Origin of the sequence: Polynucleobacter sp. MWH-Braz-FAM2G (assembly GCF_018687635.1) — a bacterium.
GTDB lineage: Bacteria > Pseudomonadota > Gammaproteobacteria > Burkholderiales > Burkholderiaceae > Polynucleobacter.
In genome coordinates this window covers 783822-798692 of the sequence record NZ_CP061300.1, presented here as the reverse complement: position 1 = coordinate 798692, position 14871 = coordinate 783822, and the positions used below count along the sequence as shown (strand labels likewise).

Below are 14871 nucleotides of genomic sequence, written 5' to 3'. Positions count from 1 at the left end.
AACCTTATTTACGAACTGTAATGTTTGGAACCTTACGAGAAGTTTCGCCAACATATAACTGGCGTGGACGTCCAATCTTGTACTCAGGATCAGTAATCATTTCTTCCCATTGAGCAATCCAACCCACTGTTCTTGCCAAAGCAAAAATACAGGTAAACATTTCTGTTGGGATACCCAAGGCACGCTGAACGATGCCTGAATAGAAGTCGACGTTTGGATAAAGCTTGCGACTTACAAAGTAGTCATCTTCCAACGCAATCTTTTCAAGAGTCATTGCAAGCTTGAACAATGGATCATCTTGGAGACCCAATTCATTCAATACTTCATAGCAAGTTTCACGCATCAACTTCGCACGTGGGTCAAAGTTTTTGTAAACGCGATGGCCAAAGCCCATCAAGCGAACACTAGAGTTCTTGTCTTTTACTTGCGCAATAAATTCATGAATTTTGTCTACGCCGCCTTGAGCTTGAATTTCATTCAACATCTGCAAGCAAGCTTCGTTAGCGCCACCGTGTGCAGGGCCCCAGAGGCAAGCAATACCAGCAGAGATCGCTGCAAACGGATTAGTACCAGAGGATCCACACAAACGAACTGTTGAAGTGGAAGCATTTTGCTCATGGTCAGCATGCAATGTGAAAATGCGATCTAAAGCGCGCACCAATACTGGATTTACTTTGTACTCTTCACATGGTGTAGCAAACATCATGCGCATAAAGTTTGCGGTGTATGACAATGAGTTATCTGGATAGATAAATGGTTGTCCTACGGAATACTTATAGGCCATCGCTACTAATGTAGGCATTTTTGCGATCAAGCGAATCTGTGCTACTTCACGAGCATATGGATCGCTGTAATCAATTTCATCGTGGTAGAAAGCAGCCATCGCGCCAACCAAACCGGTCAATACTGACATGGGGTGCGCGTCACGACGGAAACCACGTAAGAAGAATTGCATTTGCTCATGAACCATGGTGTGGTGCATGACCATGCTTTCAAAATCCTTTTTCTCAGCTGCGTTTGGCAACTCGCCATTGATCAAGAGGTAGCAAACTTCCAAGAAGTCACAGTTATTTGCTAAATCTTCAATTGGGTAGCCACGATAGAGCAATTCACCTTTATCGCCGTCAATATAGGTGATTTTGCTATTGCATGACGCAGTAGAAAGGAAGCCTGAATCGTAAGTGAACTTACCAGTCTGACCATAGAGTTTGCGAATGTCAATTACATCAGGACCGACTGTCCCTTTGTAAATTGGCAGATCAATATCTGGTGTTCCATCCGAAAACGAGAGTTTTGCTTTGATGTCCGATTCAATCATTTCTAATCCTTAGTCATTCAAAATTATGATTAATACACTATTCGATCACATGCTTTTACAGCCACTGCACCAATATGCTGAATTACTTCTCTCTTAGCTTTTGTAAAACCGCTTTAAAAGAGTCCTCTTGCATCTCATTCTCCAGACTTGCCACAGAATCTTTACGACCGATTAACAAATCCATCAGGTCATTGTCATCCAAGGCCAATAACTGGCTTAATACCTTTCCATCTTCTACGCTTAACTGAGAGCCGTAGCGCTCAAAGAAACGCTGCAGAATTAAATCGTTCTCTAGTAAACCCCTGCGGGCATCACTTTTTAAACGATATAACTCTGCATTACCGAGGGTCATACTGCCCTACGAACCATTAGCTCCTTAATCTTGCCAATTGCCTTGGTTGGATTTAAGTGCTTTGGACATACGTCCACGCAATTCATAATGGTATGGCAACGGAACAAGCGGTATGGGTCCTCTAAGTTATCCAAGCGCAAATTGGTTTCCTCATCACGACTATCAGCAATAAAGCGATAGGCCTGCAACAAACCAGCTGGACCAACGAACTTATCAGGATTCCACCAGAAAGATGGGCATGAAGTTGAGCAAGAGGCACACAAGATGCACTCATATAAACCATTCAACTCTTCACGCTCTTCAGGACTCTGGAGACGCTCTTTTTCAGGAGGTGGATTGTCATTTACCAAATAAGGTTTGATAGACAAATACTGCTTAAAGAACAAAGTCATATCAACAATCAAATCGCGCACGACTGGCAAGCCAGGCAATGGACGCAATGTGATGACCTTAGGCAGAGTCAACATATTGGTCAAACAAGCCAAACCATTTTTACCGTTAATGTTCATTGCATCGGAACCGCACACGCCTTCACGGCATGAACGACGATAGGAAATCGTTTCGTCTTGCTTCTTCAAAGAGATCAAGGCGTCCAACAACATACGCTCACCAGTAAGCTCTAACTCATAACGTTGCATGCGTGGAGCTGCATCGACATCTGGATCGTAGCGGTAAATTTCAAATATACGGGTATCACTCATTCTCTATCTCTCTTACTTAGAAAGTACGTTCTTTGGGTGGAACTGAATCAACAGTTAATGGCTTCAATTGGACTGGTTTGTAGTCCAAGCGATTACCTTCGCTATACCAAAGCGTGTGCTTCATCCAGTTGTCATCATCACGATGCGGGTGATCATCATGTGAGTGTGCGCCACGACTTTCTTTGCGAGCTGCTGCAGAAGTCATGGTTGCATTAGCGGTCTCAACCAAGTTAGCCACCTCTAAAGCTTCAATACGCGCTGTATTGAAAATTTCAGACTTGTCTTTGACCCACAGGTGTTTCGCACGCTCTGTCAATTTAGCCATTTGACGAACGCCTTCATCCATCAACTCTTGGTTGCGGAATACGCCAGCATATTTCTGCATGCACTTACGAATGTCGTTTGCAACGTCTTGTGCATATTCACCAGAAGTGGAGTTATCCAACTTCGCAATACGCTCCATTGTTTGCTCACCAGCATTTGCAGGCAACGGTTTAAATTCGCGATTCTTCAAATTCAAGCCAACAATGTGGTTACCAGCTGCGCGACCAAATACCAAGAGGTCGAGTAATGAGTTGGTACCTAGACGGTTCGCACCGTGAACTGAAACGCATGAGCACTCACCAATTGCATATAAGCCATTGATGACCTCATTGTGCTTACCATTACCAGGGACAACCACTTGACCGTTGATGTTTGTCGGAATACCACCCATCTGATAGTGAATTGTTGGCACAACTGGAATCGGTTCTTTGGTAACGTCAACGTTAGCAAAGTTAATACCAATTTCATAAACTGAAGGCAAACGCTTCATGATGGTATCGGCACCGATGTGCGTCAAATCCAGCACAACGTAATCACCATTAGGACCACAACCGCGCCCTTCTTTAATCTCTTGGTCCATTGAACGAGATACGAAGTCACGTGGCGCCAAGTCTTTCAAGGTTGGCGCATAACGCTCCATGAAGCGCTCGCCATCTTTATTGCGCAAGATTCCGCCTTCACCACGACAACCCTCTGTTAACAACACGCCTGCACCAGCTACACCAGTTGGGTGGAATTGCCAAAATTCCATATCCTCCAATGGAATGCCAGCACGTGCAGCAAGACCCATACCGTCGCCGGTATTAATAAATGCGTTGGTTGATGCGTCCCAAATACGACCAGCACCACCAGTAGCCAACATCACAATCTTGGCTTCCAAGATATAGACCTGTCCGGTTTCCATTTCGAGCGCGGTTACACCAACCACATCCCCTTCATCATCACGGATCAAATCAAGCGCCAACCACTCAACAAAGAAGTTTGTTTTTGCGCGTACGTTACGTTGATACAAAGTGTGCAACATAGCGTGACCGGTACGGTCAGCGGCAGCACAAGCACGTTGTACTGGCTTCTCGCCATAGTTCGCTGTGTGACCACCGAATGGACGCTGATAAATCGTGCCATCTGGGTTGCGGTCAAATGGCATACCAAAATGCTCTAACTCATAAACCACTTTTGGAGCTTCACGACACATAAACTCGATCACGTCTTGGTCACCTAACCAATCAGATCCTTTAATGGTGTCGTAGAAGTGATAGTGCCAATTGTCTTCACTCATATTGCCCAAAGAAGCGCCAATCCCGCCTTGCGCAGCAACTGTATGCGAACGTGTTGGAAACACCTTTGTCAGTACCGCAACATTCAATCCGGCTTCTGCTAATTGCAATGAAGCGCGCATTCCGGAACCACCCGCACCAACAATCACCGCATCAAAACGGCGGCGTGGCAATGATTTTTTAATTGCAGTCATTGATTACACTTTCCACAAAATTTGCACAGCATAGGCCGCACAGGCTACTAGATACAAGACAGTTAATACTTGGAGCGTCAAACGAATGCCAACAGGCTTGATGTAATCCATCCAAATGTCGCGTACACCGATCCAAGCGTGATAGAACAAGCTAAAGAAAGCCAACAATGTGAGAAGCTTCATTACTTGACCACTAAATAGTCCTGACCAACCTTCGTAGTTAGCGCTGCCAGTAACGCAATAGTCAACTAACAAAACAACTGTAAACACCACCATCACAATCGCAGTTACGCGCTGGATGATCCACTCTTTAAGGCCATAATGTGCGCCTACAACTAAGCGCTTTGGTCCAATTTGATAAATAGGCATGAAATTTCCTTAAATAGTTAGCGCTTAGTACAAGCCGAACATTTTGAGACCTACTACCGCAGTTAAAGCTAGTCCTAGGAACAGCACAACAATGGCAGAACGATTCGATTCAGATTTCTCTACGCCAATTTCTAAATCTAGCAAGAGATAGCGGATACCAGCACAGAAGTGGTGCAAGAAACACCAGATCAGACCAAGGCAAATCAGTTTTACCAAGATATTTCCTGTGAAGACTTGGAATTGTTGGTAACTCAATTCAGAAGCAAGGCTCTGATCAAAGAGGTAAAGGATAAATGGCAATAAGAGGAACATGACTGCCCCGCTAATGCGATGAAGGATTGATACCTTACCGGCCCAAGGAAGGCGGTACTTGATCAATTGGGCAAGACCAATATTTCGATAAACCGGTCTATCTTTTTTAACGTTTTGCTGTGAATCAACCATGGGTAATCTCTATCTTTAGGTGGAGGTTCAGTGTGGTTTTGTTGTATCGCAACATATTCTATTGGAAACCTTAGAGGTGGTGGGGATTTTTACGGGTTTATAGGGGTTAAATAGGGGTTTTAACGGATAAGTTCAGTTCAATTTGTTCTCGTAATGCTGCTCTGAAGTGTCGTATCTTGCATGACGAATTTCTACTGGTTTATTCCCGTAGGTAAAAGCAACCCGCTCCACAGAGAGGAGTGGCGCCCCTAGCTGTAAATGCAAATGCTTAGCCAAAGTTTCATCAGCGGAAATTGCCTTAATTTTCTCCTCAGCGCGCACCATATGCGTTGCAAACTGGCTTTCATAAAAGGCATATACAGGTCCATGCCAATTGTTCAAAGCGTCTAGATCGAGGCCTTTGAAGCGAGCGCCTGGCAAGAAAATCTCTTCATAAACAATCGGTTTGCCGGCAAAACTCTGCACACGATCAATATGAATCAGTGGGTCTCCTGCCTTTAATTTGAGCAAATTGGCTGCGTAGGCTGTCGCTTTGGTTTTTTCGCAAGACAAAAATTGATTGACTAGATGGAACTTTTCGCCAGTGTCAGGCGCCAAACGTAAAAAACGGTACTGCCAGTCATCCTCTTGATGGGTGGCAACAAAAGTCCCCTTACCCTGACGACGAACCAAAAGGTTCTGAGCCGCTAACTCATCAATGGCTTTGCGAACAGTTCCCTGACTGACTGCATAACGAGCCGCAAGCTCCATTTCACTAGGAATGGCCTCACCCGGAAGCCATTCAGAGGCTTGCAAACTAGCCAAAATCATCGCCTTGATCTGCTCATACAGAGGGCTAAATGAGGCAACAGGCAAAGTCACATTTGACAAATTATCTCCAGACCGTGTCAATTGGATAAAATTCAAGGTAATTCTAGTCTTATATAAGACATCATTGACAGTGTAAAGCTAAAGTCCCTACACTTGAATGGATAATAGAAAAGTTTTCGTTAATTTAACCCTCTCAACCTTCTTTTGGAGTGATTAGTAATGGCAAAAGCCCCAATGCGTGTCGCTGTAACCGGTGCAGCCGGTCAAATCGGATATTCCCTTTTATTCCGTATCGCCAATGGCGACCTTTTGGGCAAAGATCAGCCCGTAATCTTGCAATTGCTTGAGATTCCTGATGAAAAGGCTCAAAAAGCATTAACTGGCGTAATGATGGAGCTCGAAGACTGTGCTTTCCCACTCTTAGCCGGCATGACCGCTCACTCTGACCCAATGACAGCGTTCAAGGATATTGATGTCGCTCTATTAGTTGGCGCACGTCCACGTGGACCTGGCATGGAGCGTAAAGATTTGCTCTCCGCAAATGCACAAATTTTCACAGCACAAGGTAAAGCCTTGAATGCAGTTGCTAAGAAAACTGTAAAAGTATTAGTTGTTGGTAACCCAGCAAACACCAACGCATACATTGCAATGAAATCTGCACCAGATATTCCTGCGAAAAACTTCACAGCAATGTTGCGCCTTGATCACAACCGCGCCCTCTCACAATTGGCTAACAAGTTGAATAAGCCTGTTGCTGATATTGAGAAGTTAGTTGTTTGGGGTAACCATAGTCCTACTATGTACCCTGACTATCGTTTCGCAACGATTGACGGCAAGTCTGTTAAAGACGCTATCAATGATGCAGCATGGAACAAAGATGTTTTCATTCCTACTGTTGGTAAGCGTGGTGCCGCAATTATCGAAGCGCGCGGCTTGTCTTCAGCAGCTTCTGCAGCGAATGCTGCAATTGATCACATTCACGATTGGGTTCTTGGTACCAATGGTAAATGGGTCACTATGGGTATTCCATCCAAAGGTGAATACGGTATCCCTGCTGAGGTAATCTATGGATTCCCAGTAGTATGCGAAAACGGTGAATACAAAATGATCGAAGGTTTAGAGATCGACGAATTCTCCCGTGAGCGCATGACTCATACTTTGAATGAATTACTTGAAGAACAAGCTGGCGTTAAGCACTTGCTCTCTTAATCCTTCTAGGAAAATTTGCACATGAAAAAAAATCTTCTCACCGTAAGCGTTTTACTTGCCGGCCTGATTGGCGCAGCAAACGTGAGTGCTAATGAAGAGTTCACTTGGAGCTGTAGCGAAAGCAAACAGTTCAAAACTTCGGGCACCACTGAAAAAATTCGCTTAACTTGGGAATCTAGAACTTACGATTTGGATCGCCAAACCTCTCTACCAGGAAGCTTGCGCTATAAAAATTCTAATTCTGGCTATGACCTTGTGGTGTTAGGTAATAAAGCAATGCTGTTTAACATCAAAGCGGGTGTGCGTCTTGCCGATTTCTGCCAAACAGCGGAAATGAGATCTGGTAAGTTGCCTCATTTGTTTGCTGGTGCAGAGCCGTTTGTGCAAAACTAAATTTTCTGATTGCATCAATCAAAAAAGCCGAGAGATTCTCGGCTTTTTTGTTATCCACTTTTAATTTCAGAGATTGTTTGCTTAATAAGCAATTAACTCTTTAATGAAACAAAGGTTGCTGTGAAGGCGCATCCTCAGGCATTTCTGCATGCACCGCTTCACCTGAGCGATCCGGAAATAAAGGAGCCCCACAATCATCACACAACTCTGGATCAAACAACATTGCATGTCGGAACACATCCTCTACACCCGCATCATGCAAGGCATCGCAAATCTTTTTAATCGGACTCTCATCATCAGATAAATCATTTAAAGCATCACTCGCAACACTCTCGCGATCATATAAAGGCCAGATCACGCCATACATTACCTCTGATGATCCTTTTGCGCTAAATGAAATCCGATACTCGTCTGCCTGCTCTTCCCCAAAGGCTCCGACCACACAAGATAAACCAGCAGGCAGTATGCCCAAAGTACTCTCTAGAAAATTGACCGCGGCACGAATACTCAAAGGCCGCACATGCTTATCAGCCAAACGACAATTTGTGAAATACGCTTCGGGCAACAACAGCTCGAACTCACAACCAGGCAACATAGCGGCAATTGGTTCTTGCATTGCATTTTGCCAACCAATCAAACTGACACCACGCTCTTGGCGAGCAGGCGGTTCAGCTTGCCACCGGAAGATAGGCGCACCACTTGGAGCGCTTAAGGCGGCAATAATGAAACGGGGATCCGCTAGGACTGCAATGGTTTCAGACATATCACGCAACTCAAGCTTAACGTCTTTGCCCGATATCGCAGCGCTTGCTAAAGCCTCTGTCAGTATGCGAGTTTGGCAATGGGATTGTGGCATTTGATCAATGCTGTAAAGCCAAGGAACAATCGCTAAGCGTGTATCGGTAGAGGCGATTGCACTATGCAAAGCCTGCGCTGTCGCTTCAATCATATTTGCTGGCAATGGACCAGAGGGAATCTGATACCGTGTATGAGCAACGATGGGCATTGCCAACAGCAACACATCCCACTCCTGCCCTTCGTGCTCAACCTTCAATGACTCAGCTAGAGTTTCAGCGGAGTCGGCGAGGACTTCAAATGCAACCGTATTTATTCGAAAGGTTTGATCTAAGGCGGCATCAATCACATTTTGATTTTGACTTTTGAGTAAGCGCATCAGACGTGCGTTGAGGCGCTCTTCCCAAAACCGGTCTTCAATTTGACTACCAGAGGCGGCAAGAGAAATTGCGTCCGCAACTAACTTTTCCACTTCAGGAGAATTACGTTGAGAAGTTTTAGTGCGATGCACAGCCATTATTTTCTTTCTGCTCTTCTAAATACGGGCTTATCCTCTTTGGATTCTGCAGCACAGTACTTGTAGCCATCTAAATTAAAGCCTTTTAAATCTGCTGGGTCAGTAATACGATTCTCAACCACATAACGAGCCATCAAGCCACGTGCGCGTTTCGCATAAAAAGAAATGATCTTGTACTTGCCATCCTTCGCATCCTGAAATACAGGCGAAATCACTGGGCAACCCAAGTCTTTAGGCTGAAGCACTTTGAAATACTCTTCAGAGGCCAAGTTCAGGAGAACGGGCTTCTTCTGCTTGTCCAAAACTTCTTTTATTGACTTGGTCACGCGATTGCCCCAAAAAGCATAGAGATCTTTCCCTCTAGCATTCTGAAAAGAAGTACCCATCTCCAGGCGATAAGCTTGCATCAAATCTAAGGGTCTAAGAGCGCCGTAAAGACCCGACAAAATACGAATATGGTTTTGGGCAAATTCCAAGGATTTAGCGTTGAGCGTCTTGACGTCAAAACCGTCATAGACGTCCCCGTCAAAGGCGTAAATGGCTGGCTTGCTGTTTTCTTCGGTAAATTTCTTGGACCAATCCCGATAGCGACCCACATTTAGCGCGGCCAGTTGATCAGATAAACCCATCAGCTTGGCAATATCTTGTGGAGCCAATTTCTTTAGATCCGCAATCAACTTAGCGGATTCTGAGACAAACTCGGGCAAGGTTGTGGTCTTAACCTTAACGGGGGTCTTGTAATCCAGGGATTTAGCAGGTGAAAGAACTATCAGCATGGCACAATTTGTTTATGTATTTTTACCATTCTAGCGACTACCGGATATCTACGCTTTAAAAGACCCCTGCCACCGCCTTTTCTTATGACCACTCCAGTAACGCCATCCTTTCCAAGTCGCTTGCCAAAAGTAGGAACAACGATATTTACGGTAATGTCGGCACTAGCAACAGAGCACAGCGCCATCAATCTAGGGCAAGGGTTTCCGGATTTTCCCTGCGATCGAACATTAATCAACAATGTTAATGAAGCCATGCTGGCAGATCGCAATCAGTACCCACCGATGATTGGAGTTACAGAACTTCGCCATGGAATCAGCCAAAAGATTCAAAACTTATATGGGCATCACTATGATGCAGATGCGGAAATCACGATTACCGCTGGTGGCACGCAAGGCATCCTCACCAGCATCTTGGCTTGCGTTAGTCCTGGTGATGAAGTCATCATTATTGAACCGGCTTACGATAGCTATCGTCCTGCGATTGATTTAGCTGTCGGAAAAACAATTGGAATTTCATTAGATGTAAAACGTGATGCTGCCGGTCAAGTGACCTCATACGAAATTCCTTGGGATGCATTAGCGAAGGCAATCAGCGAAAAAACTCGACTGATTATTATTAATAGTCCACACAACCCTACCGGCATGGTTTGGGAGAAGGCAGATTTAGATCGTCTCGCAGATCTCCTACGCAATACTGCTATTTTGGTTCTCAGTGATGAGGTGTACGAGCATATGGTGTATGACGGCGCCCAACATCACAGCGTGGCTTCACACCCTGAATTAGCCGCTAGAAGCTTTCTGATTTCTAGCTTTGGTAAGACCTATCACGTTACTGGCTGGAAAGTGGGCTATGTTGCCGCTCCTACGGCACTCACAAAAGAATTTCGCAAGGTACATCAGTTCAATGTATTTACCGTCAACACACCTATGCAGTATGGACTAGCAAGCTATCTTTCAAATGCTGAGCATTATTTAAATCTTCCCGCTTTTTATCAAGCTAAACGAGATTTTTTCAAAGCGGGCTTAAGCAAAACAAAATTTAAATTACTCCCTACCCCTGGCACCTATTTTCAATGTGTCGATTACTCTTCCCTCAATATTCCTCAGGCCAAATTGAATGAAGCTGATTTTTGCAAATGGCTTACATCGGAAGTTGGGGTTGCCGCAATTCCAGTCTCGGCTTTTTATGAGAATTCTACCGAGTCAGGCGTGATTCGTTTTTGTTTCGCAAAACAAGAAGAAACTTTGACTAGAGCATTACAACGTTTGCAAACCATTTAAGGCAAAGATCAATATGACCAAGAAAAAATCGAATTCAGTAATTGATGTCTACAGTTGGCCAACCCCGAATGGACATAAAGTGCACATCATGCTGGAAGAATGTGGCTATCGCCTAAATCACGATTGGATTGCGCACCCAATTGATATTGGTGCGGGTGATCAATTTGCACCAGACTTCCTCAAGATCAGTCCCAACAATAAAATTCCTGCCATCGTCGATCCAAACGGACCAGATGGAAAGCCGATCAGCCTTTTTGAGTCAGGGGCAATTCTGCTCTACTTGGCCAGTAAAACTGGTAAGTTTCTACCAAAAAGTACACGTGGCAAGTACGAAGTGCTGCAATGGCTCATGTTCCAAATGGGGGGCTTAGGACCCATGCTTGGGCAAAATCACCACTTTCGTCTCTATGCCCCTGAGAAAATTGAATATGCCGTTAATCGCTACACCAATGAAGCCAAACGCCTCTATGGCGTCCTAGACGGACAACTGAAAGATAATCCCTATATTGCTGGCAAGTCCTACTCCATTGCAGATATTGCGATTTATCCATGGACTCGCAACTGGAAAAATCAAGGAATTGATATCAATGAGTATCCGCACTTTAAGCAATGGTTTGAAAAGATTGGCGCGCGACCTGCAGTTCAACGGGGTTGTGAGGTTTTAACAGCATTACGTAAGCCCTTGCATGATGACAAGGCGAGAGAGCAGTTATTTGGTTCAACACAGTATCAAAAGAGGAAATAAGATGAGCATTCAATCAGTAGGTGTTATCGGCGCAGGCACTATGGGTAATGGAATTGCACAAGTCTGTGCGGTAGCTGGCTTAGATGTAGTAATGGTTGATATTAATGAAGCAGCTGTCCAACGTGGTCTTGAGCAGATTAGCAAAAGCCTGGATCGCCTCGTTAAAAAAGAAACACTGACACCTGAAGAAAAAGATGCGGCACTCAAGCGTATTAAAGGCAGCACTTCTTACTCCGACTTCAAAGGTCTTGGATTGGTAATTGAAGCTGCTACTGAAAATCAAGCAATCAAAGAAAAGATTTTGAAGCAGGTCGATGAGATCGTCAGCAAAGACACCATTATTGCCACTAACACCTCCTCCCTTTCTATTACCAAACTGGCTGCACTCGATTCAAATCCTGCCCGCTTTATTGGCATGCACTTTTTCAACCCACCACCTCTAATGGCTTTAGTGGAAGTGATTCGCGGCTTGCAAACTAGTGATGCTACGCATGCTGCCATTATTGAAATGGCTAAGCGCGTTGGTAAAGAGCCCATCACAGTAAAGAACTCTCCTGGATTTGTAGTGAACCGCATATTGCTGCCGATGATTAATGAGGCTTTCTTTGTTTTATCTGAAGGACTTGCGAGTCCAGAGGATATTGATGCAGGCATGAAGCTAGGATGCAACCAACCTATTGGCCCTCTAGCTTTAGCAGACTTAATCGGACTCGATACATGTCTAGCTGTAATGGAGGTATATTTTGAGAACTTTAGTGACTCTAAATATCGTCCTTGCCCACTGCTGCGGGAAATGGTTGCCGCCGGCTATCTTGGACGCAAAACCGGACGTGGTGTCTATAGCTATGACAAATAAACGGAATACCAATTAATTAGAGAGCAACTAACGTGAACCCTATTCCACCCTTAGTCCGCAAACTGGGATATGCCGGACTGATTCCTTTTGTGGGACTAGCATTAATGGTGCAGTTGGCACCAACTCCTATCAACTATTTAAGCGCCGAATCTTTAGCGGGGTACGGTGCGGTTATTACTTCGTTTATGGGTGCATTGCATTGGGGTGCGAATTTACATCTATTAGGAAAGGCGCCTGCTGGGGATCGCTGGGAAGATCGAAATGCCTGGATATGGGGTGTTATTCCGGCATTAGTCGCTTGGATAGCATTGCATATTTACATACCAGTAGGCCTCTTGATATTAGCCTCTACTCTAATTATTCAACGCAATATTGATCAAAATACCTACCAATATTATTTTGCAGATGATGCCGCCCGTTCTGCATTCATGACCATGCGCAATCGTTTGACCTATATAGCTGCCGGATGTTTAGCTTGGGCATCCTTAGTTATATTATTTATTCAAGCATGATGCAATGACCAGCCTATTTGACAGCACTCCACCGCCACCTTTAGCGGAAGCGCTGCGTCCAAAGACAATTGATGAAGTCATTGGACAAACACATCTACTCGCTAGCGGTAAACCACTAAACCTTGCATTTGCCTCTGGTAAACCGCACTCCATGATTTTGTGGGGGCCGCCTGGGGTTGGTAAGACCACATTGGCACGCCTTTCTGCAAAAGCATTTGAGCGAGAATTTATTGCTATCTCAGCTGTATTAGCAGGTGTAAAAGAAATTCGGGAGGCGATTGAACAGGCGCAGCAAAGCATGGCTCAATATGGCAAGCAAACCATTTTGTTTGTCGATGAAATTCATCGCTTTAACAAAAGCCAGCAGGATGCCTTACTACCTCATGTGGAATCAGGCTTATTCACTTTTATCGGCGCCACTACGGAGAATCCATCGTTTGAGGTGAACTCTGCTCTCCTATCACGTGCGCAAGTCTACGTACTAAAGTCTCTTTCTTCGGATGAACTGCGCAAATTATTTGACCGTGCTCATCAATATGCAATGCCTGACGTGCAATTTGAAACGGCAGCTATCAATACACTCATCACTAACGCGGATGGTGATGCGCGTCGCCTATTAAATCTTGTAGAACAAGTACGTAATGCGGCACTCACACCAAATGCTGAAGTGAAATTAGTGGACCAGAAATTTATCGAAAATGCGCTAAGCGCACAATCCAGGCGTTTCGATAAGGGCGGTGATCATTTTTACGATCAAATTTCTGCATTACATAAATCCGTCAGAGGATCCAACCCTGACGCAGCCTTATATTGGTTTTGTCGCATGCTTGATGGTGGCGCTGACCCCCGCTATCTTGCGCGACGTATTATTCGTATGGCATGGGAAGATATCGGACTAGCTGACCCAAGGGCAATGCAGTTAGCGAATGATGCAGCCCAGACTTATGAGAGATTAGGCTCACCCGAAGGTGAACTCGCTCTTGGTCAAGCGCTGGTTTATTTGGCTGTTGCCTCCAAAAGCAATGCTGGCTACAACGCCTTTAATGCTGCTAGAGCTTATGTCGCCAAAGATCAATCTAAACCCGTCCCAAATCATTTACGCAACGCCCCCACCAAACTCATGCAAGAGTTAGGTCATGGCAAAGAATATCGCTATGCTCATGACGAACCACATGGTTATGCTGCTGGTGAAACCTATCTTCCTGAAGGCATGAAAGACCCACATTGGTATGAGCCAGTTGAGCGCGGTCTTGAGTCACAGATTAAAGAAAAGATGGCTTTTTTACGCCAGCTAGATGCAGAGTACAAAAAGAAATAACAAGCGCCAATAACGGACGAGAGACATGAACCCTAAGATTGCAGCCACCTTTTATTACGACATTGTTTCGCCATTTGCCTACATTTACGTGAAACAAAGACATCGACTTGAAGGAAAACTCAATATCAATCCCGTACCCGTGTTATTGGGTGGACTTCTGAGAGCTTCAGAAAATATTGGCCCAGGAGAAGTGGTCGCTAAACGCCCACACACATATCAATTTTGCGTTTGGCAAGCTGAGAAGTTAGGTATTCCGATTCGCTTCCCCGAACACCATCCATTTATGACGGTTGCTCCACAACGCCTACTGGTTCAGCAAAATGCAGATTGGGCTATGGTTGAGCGTGCCTTTGATTATGTTTGGATGGAAGGCAAGGATCCCAATCTTTCTTGGCCAGATTTTTGCGCCTACTTGGGGTTGCCGGCGGATACCCTCAAACCAGATCACCCCGAAATCAAAGCTCAGCTTATCGCAAATACCAAGCAAGCCAGAGAGGATGGCGCATTTGGAGTACCAGCACTAATTGTCAACCAGCATTTCTTTTGGGGAGTTGACACCATAGATTGGACCCTAGACTATCTAGCAAGACCTCATATGTTTGAAGAGGCTTCCTATGCATATGCCGCTAATGTTCCTAATGGTCTTATCTGAGCAATACAATCATTCAACGATCACGTTT

The 14871-nt window shown here is 44.9% G+C and carries 17 protein-coding genes; 8 read left to right on the top strand and 9 right to left on the bottom strand.

Annotated elements, in window-relative coordinates:
* Positions 1-4: 4 nt before the first annotated feature.
* The 7 genes from gltA to FD973_RS04140 all read right to left on the bottom strand — a co-directional run bounded on the left by gltA (position 5) and on the right by FD973_RS04140 (position 5840).
* Positions 5-1318: a citrate synthase gene (gltA, locus tag FD973_RS04170; protein WP_215324366.1), complete on the bottom strand. Its 1314-nt coding sequence runs from the start codon at positions 1316-1318 to the stop codon at positions 5-7.
* A gap of 82 nt (positions 1319-1400) precedes the next feature.
* Positions 1401-1670 carry a succinate dehydrogenase assembly factor 2 gene (locus FD973_RS04165; protein WP_215324365.1) on the bottom strand — a complete coding sequence of 90 codons (270 nt, stop codon included), beginning with the start codon at positions 1668-1670 and terminating at the stop codon, positions 1401-1403.
* Entirely contained in the window at positions 1667-2371 is a 705-nt protein-coding gene (locus FD973_RS04160; protein WP_215324364.1) for a succinate dehydrogenase iron-sulfur subunit, read from the bottom strand. Before FD973_RS04160 ends, FD973_RS04165 begins: the two co-directional genes overlap by 4 nt.
* Before the next feature lie 16 nt (positions 2372-2387).
* Entirely contained in the window at positions 2388-4166 is a 1779-nt protein-coding gene (gene sdhA, locus FD973_RS04155; protein ID WP_215324363.1) for a succinate dehydrogenase flavoprotein subunit, read from the bottom strand.
* Positions 4167-4169: 3 nt separating this feature from the next.
* Positions 4170-4535 carry a succinate dehydrogenase, hydrophobic membrane anchor protein gene (gene sdhD, locus FD973_RS04150; RefSeq protein ID WP_215324362.1) on the bottom strand — a complete coding sequence of 122 codons (366 nt, stop codon included), beginning with the start codon at positions 4533-4535 and terminating at the stop codon, positions 4170-4172.
* 24 nt (positions 4536-4559) lie between these two features.
* A complete protein-coding gene (gene sdhC, locus FD973_RS04145) occupies positions 4560-4979 on the bottom strand; it encodes a succinate dehydrogenase, cytochrome b556 subunit (protein ID WP_215324361.1) in 420 nt (139 codons plus the stop codon).
* Between the two features lie 132 nt (positions 4980-5111).
* The gene (locus FD973_RS04140; protein ID WP_251368868.1) at positions 5112-5840 is read right to left on the bottom strand and encodes a GntR family transcriptional regulator; all 729 of its coding nucleotides are present in this window, start codon (positions 5838-5840) and stop codon (positions 5112-5114) included.
* A 168-nt stretch (positions 5841-6008) separates the two neighbouring features.
* On the opposite strand from FD973_RS04140, the gene FD973_RS04135 reads away from it, so the two are divergent.
* Positions 6009-6998, top strand: coding sequence for a malate dehydrogenase (locus FD973_RS04135; protein ID WP_215324359.1), 990 nt, complete (start codon positions 6009-6011; stop codon positions 6996-6998).
* A gap of 21 nt (positions 6999-7019) precedes the next feature.
* Entirely contained in the window at positions 7020-7391 is a 372-nt protein-coding gene (locus tag FD973_RS04130; protein ID WP_215324358.1) for a hypothetical protein, read from the top strand.
* Between the two features lie 100 nt (positions 7392-7491).
* On the opposite strand, the gene FD973_RS04125 is transcribed toward FD973_RS04130, so the two are convergent.
* The gene (locus FD973_RS04125; RefSeq protein ID WP_215324357.1) at positions 7492-8703 is read right to left on the bottom strand and encodes a DUF2863 family protein; all 1212 of its coding nucleotides are present in this window, start codon (positions 8701-8703) and stop codon (positions 7492-7494) included.
* A complete protein-coding gene (gene yaaA, locus FD973_RS04120; protein WP_215324356.1) occupies positions 8703-9479 on the bottom strand; it encodes a peroxide stress protein YaaA in 777 nt (258 codons plus the stop codon). Before yaaA ends, FD973_RS04125 begins: the two co-directional genes overlap by 1 nt.
* 84 nt (positions 9480-9563) lie before the next feature.
* Here yaaA and FD973_RS04115 point away from each other — a divergent pair, with 84 nt between their 5' ends.
* From FD973_RS04115 to FD973_RS04090, 6 genes are read left to right on the top strand one after another with little or no spacing between them, the layout of a single operon-like run.
* Complete coding sequence (locus tag FD973_RS04115; protein WP_215324355.1) at positions 9564-10760, top strand: pyridoxal phosphate-dependent aminotransferase; 1197 nt, start codon at positions 9564-9566, stop codon at positions 10758-10760.
* A 13-nt stretch (positions 10761-10773) separates the two neighbouring features.
* Entirely contained in the window at positions 10774-11505 is a 732-nt protein-coding gene (locus tag FD973_RS04110) for a glutathione binding-like protein (RefSeq protein ID WP_215324354.1), read from the top strand.
* A gap of 1 nt (position 11506) precedes the next feature.
* The gene (locus FD973_RS04105) at positions 11507-12361 is read left to right on the top strand and encodes a 3-hydroxybutyryl-CoA dehydrogenase (protein ID WP_215324353.1); all 855 of its coding nucleotides are present in this window, start codon (positions 11507-11509) and stop codon (positions 12359-12361) included.
* Between the two features lie 32 nt (positions 12362-12393).
* Complete coding sequence (locus tag FD973_RS04100) at positions 12394-12873, top strand: DUF3429 domain-containing protein (RefSeq protein ID WP_251368837.1); 480 nt, start codon at positions 12394-12396, stop codon at positions 12871-12873.
* A gap of 4 nt (positions 12874-12877) precedes the next feature.
* Complete coding sequence (locus FD973_RS04095; RefSeq protein ID WP_215324352.1) at positions 12878-14191, top strand: replication-associated recombination protein A; 1314 nt, start codon at positions 12878-12880, stop codon at positions 14189-14191.
* A gap of 25 nt (positions 14192-14216) precedes the next feature.
* Positions 14217-14843 carry a 2-hydroxychromene-2-carboxylate isomerase gene (locus FD973_RS04090; protein ID WP_215324351.1) on the top strand — a complete coding sequence of 209 codons (627 nt, stop codon included), beginning with the start codon at positions 14217-14219 and terminating at the stop codon, positions 14841-14843.
* Positions 14844-14871: the final 28 nt, after the last annotated feature.